The sequence below is a fragment of the Nostocoides japonicum T1-X7 genome, from assembly GCF_001046855.1.
GTDB classification, from domain to species: domain Bacteria; phylum Actinomycetota; class Actinomycetes; order Actinomycetales; family Dermatophilaceae; genus Nostocoides; species Nostocoides japonicum.
Window position 1 is genome coordinate 3,856,586 of record NZ_HF570958.1, and the last position, 5,613, is coordinate 3,862,198.

The 5,613-nt window shown below is 73.0% G+C and carries 7 protein-coding genes; 6 read left to right on the forward strand and 1 reads right to left on the reverse strand.

Translation table 11 applies throughout. From position 1 onward, the window contains the following. The 6 genes from BN12_RS17485 to BN12_RS17510 form a co-directional block, all read left to right on the forward strand. The coding region (locus tag BN12_RS17485; RefSeq protein ID WP_162233104.1) for a response regulator transcription factor at positions 1 to 332 on the forward strand (332 nt) is incomplete at its 5' end. Between the two features lie 128 nt (positions 333 to 460). Then, positions 461 to 1,345: an ABC transporter ATP-binding protein gene (locus tag BN12_RS17490; RefSeq protein WP_048554471.1), complete on the forward strand. Its 885-nt coding sequence runs from the start codon at positions 461 to 463 to the stop codon at positions 1,343 to 1,345. After that, positions 1,342 to 2,514, forward strand: a complete 1,173-nt coding sequence (locus tag BN12_RS17495) for an ABC transporter permease (protein ID WP_235432451.1) — start codon at positions 1,342 to 1,344, stop codon at positions 2,512 to 2,514. The genes BN12_RS17490 and BN12_RS17495 overlap by 4 nt, the downstream gene beginning before the upstream one ends. A 46-nt stretch (positions 2,515 to 2,560) precedes the next feature. Beyond that, positions 2,561 to 3,358 (forward strand): HAD family hydrolase, encoded by a 798-nt coding sequence (locus BN12_RS17500; protein ID WP_048554472.1) that lies wholly within the window; start codon positions 2,561 to 2,563, stop codon positions 3,356 to 3,358. Positions 3,359 to 3,371: 13 nt separating this feature from the next. Beyond that, on the forward strand, positions 3,372 to 4,175 hold the full coding sequence (locus BN12_RS17505) for a TrmH family RNA methyltransferase (protein WP_048554474.1): 804 nt from the start codon (positions 3,372 to 3,374) through the stop codon (positions 4,173 to 4,175). Between the two features lie 47 nt (positions 4,176 to 4,222). Next, positions 4,223 to 4,858, forward strand: coding sequence for a VOC family protein (locus BN12_RS17510; RefSeq protein ID WP_048554475.1), 636 nt, complete (start codon positions 4,223 to 4,225; stop codon positions 4,856 to 4,858). A gap of 3 nt (positions 4,859 to 4,861) precedes the next feature. Here the strand turns inward: BN12_RS17510 and BN12_RS25350 are convergent. Beyond that, positions 4,862 to 5,613: HAD-IC family P-type ATPase (locus BN12_RS25350; protein WP_048554476.1), on the reverse strand; the 752-nt coding region annotated here is incomplete at its 5' end.

Here is a 5,613-nt window from a genome sequence, read left to right on the forward strand (position 1 = left end):
CCGGCGGTGCCGGGCCGTCCGCCGGTGCAGGGGCGCCCGGCCACAGGGCGACCAGGCGTGGCACGCCGGGCGACGGCCGGACCGCCGGGTCCGAGAACCGGCGCCCCGGGCCCTTCGACGACGACCTCGCCCGGCTCACCGACCGCGAGCGGGAGGTGCTCGAGCTCGTCGGCCACGGCCTGTCCAACGCCGAGATCGCCGCCCGCCTCCACCTCGGCGAGGCGACCGTGAAGACGCACGTCTCGAGCTGCCTCGCCAAGCTCCACCTGCGCGACCGGATCCAGGCGGTCATCCTCGCCTACGAGGCCGGCATCATCACCCCCGCCGACTGAGGAACTGCCGGCTCCCTCGCGAGGGGGAGGAGCGACGGTCCGCCTGCGGGCGGATCCGCATACCGCCCGTTCTTCCTACCGTGGCAGCAGACGACAGGGCACCACCCACACCGACCAAGGGGGATCCGATGCTCCAGCTGCGCGACCTGACGAGGCGGTTCGGCGACATCACCGCGGTGGACGGGGTGAGCTTCGACGTGTCCGACGGACAGCTCACCGGCTTCGTCGGCGGCAACGGCGCCGGCAAGACGACGACGATGCGGATGGTCATGGGGGTCCTCGCCCGGGACGAGGGCACGATCCTCTGGAACGGCGCACCGGTCACCGTCCACGACCAGCGGCGGTTCGGGTACATGCCCGAGGAGCGCGGCCTCTACCCCAAGCAGCCCGTCCTCGACCAGCTCGCCTACCTCGGCGAGCTGCACGGCATGACCGGCCGCGATGCGCGCCGCTCGATCATGGAGCAGCTCGAGCGGTTCGGCCTCGCCGACCGTGCGAAGGACCGCGTCGAGAAGCTGTCGCTGGGCAACCAGCAGCGGGTCCAGATCATCGCCGCCCTCATCGCCGAACCGGCCGCCCTCATCCTCGACGAGCCGTTCTCGGGTCTCGACCCCGACGCGGTCGACTCGATGACCGACATCCTGCGGGAGCACACGGTCCGCGGCATACCGGTCCTGTTCTCCTCCCACCAGCTCGACCTCGTCCAGCGCCTGTGCGACCGGCTGACCATCATGGCCCGGGGGCGTGTCGTCGCGAGCGGGACGGTGTCGGAGCTGCAGGCGGGCGGACCGACCCGCTACAAGCTGACCCTCGGCGGCGACGCGGGATGGGTCCGCGACGCGCGGCACGGGGTCCACGTCGTCGACGTCGACGGCCCGACGGCGCTCGTCGAGATCGTCCAGGAGGGCACCGAGCAGCCGCTCCTGGAGGAGGCGATGGCCCGCGGGCCGGTCCGGGAGTTCGCCCGCGTCATCCCCGCCCTGTCCGAGATCTACCGGGAGGTCACCGCGTGAGCACCCGTCAGCCGGCCTGGGCCGTCGTCATGCGCCGAGAGGTCGTCGCCAAGGTGACCGACAAGTCGTTCGTCGTCGGCACCCTCGTCACGCTCGCCCTCATCGTCGGCATGCTCGGCCTGCAGGTCTACCTCTCCGACCGCACGAAGTCCTACGACGTCGTCGCGACGGCGTCGAGCCGGGTCATGGCCGACGACGTGGCCCACTCGGCGACGGCCGCCGACGACAAGGTCCGGGTCACCGTGCGCACGGTGCCCGACGACGCGGCGGCCCGGGCCGCGGTCCACGGCGGCGACGCGGACGCCTGGCTCCACGAGAGCGACGGTGCCTGGGTCGTCACGGGGCGGACGCAGGTGCCTGACGCGCTCCGGACGGCGGCGGAGCAGGCGGTCCGCACGGCCGTCCTCGCCGACAACGCCGCGGCCGCGGGCACGACGGTCGAGGCGCTCGAGCGCGGCTCGACCGTCACCGTCACCCAGCTCGTCGGCGACAAGGACAGGACCGACCTCGCGAAGGCGGTCGGCTTCGCCATGGCCTTCCTCTTCTACCTCGCGGCCATCGGCTTCGGGCTCACCCTGGCCGGCAGCGTCGTCGAGGAGAAGCAGTCGCGGATCGTCGAGATCATCGCCGCGGCCATCCCGATCCGGCAGCTCCTCCTCGGCAAGGTCCTCGGCAACTCGATCCTCGCCCTCGCCCAGATGTGCCTGTATGCCGCGGTGGGGCTCGTCGGGCTCAGTTTCACCAGCCTCGGCGGGCTCCTCCCGGGGATCACCGGGCCGATTGTGTGGTTCGTCGGCTTCTTCGCCGTCGGGTTCCTCGCCGTCGCGTGCCTCTACGCCGCGGCTGGCGCCCTCGCGAGCCGGAGCGAGGACCTGCAGAACACCTCGATGCCGATGACGATGGGCCTGGTCATCGTCTTCCTCGGAGCGATGCTCGCGACGGGGCAGTGGCAGGTGGTCCTGTCCTACGTCCCGCCGTTCTCGGCGATCCTCATGCCGAGCCGGATGCTCCAGGGCGGGGTCCCCCTGTGGGAGCCGCTCGTCGCGCTCGCGGGGCTGGTCGCCTTCTGCGCCGTCGCCATCGTCGTCGGCGAGCGGATCTACCGCCGGTCGCTCCTGAAGACCGGAGGGCGCGTCAGCTTCCGGGCGGCCTGGTCCGCGGCGGACTGAGCGGGCCACGAGGCCCGGCCGGTCGGCGTTCCCTAGGCTGGAGGCCATGTTGCATCCGGCAATGCTCGTCGCGCTCGACGTCGACGGCACGACGATCGACCACAGCGGCAAGATGTCCGACGCCGTCCGTGACGCCGTCGGCGAGGTCGTCGCGGCCGGTCACCACGTCGTCGTGTCGACGGGGCGGGCGATCCTCGCGACGCTGCCGATCCTCGACCGCCTCGGCATCGTCGAGGGGTATGCCGTGTGCTCCAACGGGGCGGTCACCATCAGGCTCGACCCGGCCCTGCCGACGGGGTACGAGGTCGTCGACGCGGTGACCTTCGACCCGGCGCCCGTCCTGGAGCTGCTCCGCGACGCGTGGCCCGGCGCCGTCGTCGCCGTCGAGGAGCTCGGCATGGGGTTCAAGGTGAGCGCGCCCTTCCCCGACGGCGAGCTGGAGGGCCGGCAGACCGTCGTCCCGTGGGAGGAGCTGATGGCCGACCCGGTGACCCGCGTGACCTTCCGGTCGCCGACCGGCACGAGCGAGGACTTCCTCGACCTCGCCGAGCGGATCGGCCTCCACGGCGTCAACTACGCCGTGGGGTACTCCGCATGGCTCGACGTCAACCCCGAAGGGGTCTCGAAGGGCTCGGCGCTCGAACTCGTCCGGCGGCGTCTCGGCGTCGAGCCGCGCCACACCGTCGCCGTCGGCGACCAGCGCAACGACCTGGAGATGCTCCGCTGGGCGGCGCGCGGCGTCGCGATGGGCAACGCCCCCGACACGGTCAAGGAGGCGGCCGACGAGATGGCGGGCACCGTCGACGACGACGGTCTCGTCCCCGTCCTGCGCTCCCTCCTCTGAGACCGGACGCTCCATGGCCGAGCTCGAGATCACCTCGCCCACGAACCCCCGCCTCAAGGGGCTCGTCGCGCTGCGTCGTCGGCGTGCGCGCGAGCAGTCGGGCACGACCCTCGTCGAGGGCTACGAGGAGCTGCGCCTCGCGCTCGACGCCGGCGTCGAGCCGCGGGCCGTCTACCACTGTCCCGAGCTCATGCTCGACGCCGCCGTCCGGCACGACGTCCTCGACGCGGCGCGTGACCGCGGCAGCGACGTCGTCCGGCTCGGCCGCGCGGCCTTCGAGCGCACGGCATACCGGGAGGGACCGGACGGGTTCGTCGCCGAGGTGCCCGCGCCGGGTCTCGCCCTCGGCGACCTCGTCCTCGGCGCGGAGCCGCTCGTCCTCGTCGCGGAGCACGTCGAGAAGCCGGGCAACCTCGGCGCGATGCTCCGCACGGCCGATGCCGCGGGGGTCGACGCCGTCGTCGCCGTCGACCCCGTGACCGACTGGGGCAACCCGAACGTCGTCCGGTCGAGCAAGGGCACCGTCTTCTCCGTGCCGGTCGCCTCGACCGACCTCACCGGCCTGCTCGGCTGGCTCGGCGATCATGGCATCCGGCTCGTCGCGACGACACCGGCCGCCGAATCCCTCCACACCGCAGTCGATCTCACCGGTCCGCTGGCCGTCGCGGTAGGCGCCGAGAAGGACGGACTGACGCACGCGGCGCTCGCGGCGGCCGCCGACCGAGTGCGGATCCCGATGGCCGGCATCGTCAACTCCCTCAACGTCGCGACGTCGGCGGCGATCGTCGTCTACGAGGCGGTGCGGCAGCGGCGGTGATCGGGGTCTGGTCAGAAGCACCCCTCGCGGTGTGCCACGATGGGGAAATGCGGGTTGACCATGTGGTGTACGCAGCGGAGCACGACGGCGTGGCGGCGACGGCCGAGCGTCTCGGGAAGCTGATCGGGGTCCGTCCCGTCGACGGCGGCAACCACCCACGGTTCGGGACCCGCAACGTCATCCTCCCGCTCCGGCACAACCGCTACGTCGAGGTCGTCGAGGTGCTGGACCACCCCGCCTCCTACAAGGCGCCTTTCGGGCAGGCCGTCCGGGCCCGCTCGGAGGCCGGTGGCGGGTGGCTCGGCTGGGTCATCGCCGTCCACGACATCCACGTCCAGGAGGCCCGCGTCGGCCGGCTGGCCGTCGCCGGCAACCGGACCCGGCCCGACGGCATCGAGCTGCACTGGCGCCAGCTCGGCGTCAAGGGCCTCATCGCCGACCCCCAGCTGCCCTTCTACGTCCAGTGGGCGCAGCACACCGAGCACCCCTCGCACGCGGGCGAGAGCCTCACGCGGATCCGTCAGCTCCAGATCGCCGGTGACCCGGCCCGCATCACCGACTGGCTCGGCCAGCCGGCCGCGGAGGTCTCCCCGTCGATCGACCTCTCCTTCGTCGCGCCGCACGGCACGCCCGGCCTGCTGTCGGTGACCTTCGAGACGCCCGAGGGCATGGTCACCATCTGACGCTCAGGGCCGGTAGCGCCGCAGGCGCAGGCTGTTCGTCACGACGAGGACGCTCGAGGCGGCCATCGCCGCGCCGGCGATCATCGGGTTGAGCAGTCCGGCGACGGCCAGGGGGATCGCCGCGACGTTGTAGCCGAAGGCCCACCCGAGGTTCTGCTTGATGGTGCGCAGGGTGGCTCGCGACAGCCGGATCGCGTCGACGACCGCCCCGAGGTCGGACCGCATGAGGACGATGTCCGCGGACTCCATCGCGACGTCGGTGCCGGACCCCATGGCGAGCCCGAGGTCCGCCGCGGCGAGCGCCGGTGCGTCGTTGACCCCGTCGCCGACCATCGCGACGACGTGCCCGACCGCCCGGAGCCGCTCGACCTCGGCGTGCTTGTCGGCCGGCGCGACGTCGGCGATGACGCGCGCGGCGTCGATGCCGACGGCCTCGCCGACGGCGCGTCCGGTCGCGACGTTGTCACCGGTGAGGAGGTATGCCGTGAGGCCCTCCCGCTCCAGGGCGCGGACGGCGTCGGCGGAGGTCGGGCGCACGGCGTCGGCGACCGTGAGGGCGGCCCGGGCGAGGCCGTTCCAGCCGACGAGCACCGTCGACCCCGTGCGGCCCGTGAGCAGCTCGTCGGGCACGACGGGGAACAGCCTCGCCGCCCCGACGACGACCTCGGTCCCCCTGATCCGCGCGGCGGCACCCGCGCCGGCCTGCGCCCGGAAGCCGGTGGCGGCGGGGACCTCGAGTCCCCGCTCGTGGGCCG

What these genes read in the sequence shown, in the direction of transcription:
- BN12_RS17500 (WP_048554472.1), top strand. Translation starts at nt 2,561, where the DNA reads ATGTTGCATCCGGCAATGCTCGTCGCGCTCGACGTCGACGGCACGACG.
- BN12_RS17490 (WP_048554471.1), top strand. Translation starts at nt 461, where the DNA reads ATGCTCCAGCTGCGCGACCTGACGAGGCGGTTCGGCGACATCACCGCG.
- BN12_RS17510 (WP_048554475.1), top strand. Translation starts at nt 4,223, where the DNA reads ATGCGGGTTGACCATGTGGTGTACGCAGCGGAGCACGACGGCGTGGCG.
- BN12_RS17505 (WP_048554474.1), top strand. Translation starts at nt 3,372, where the DNA reads ATGGCCGAGCTCGAGATCACCTCGCCCACGAACCCCCGCCTCAAGGGG.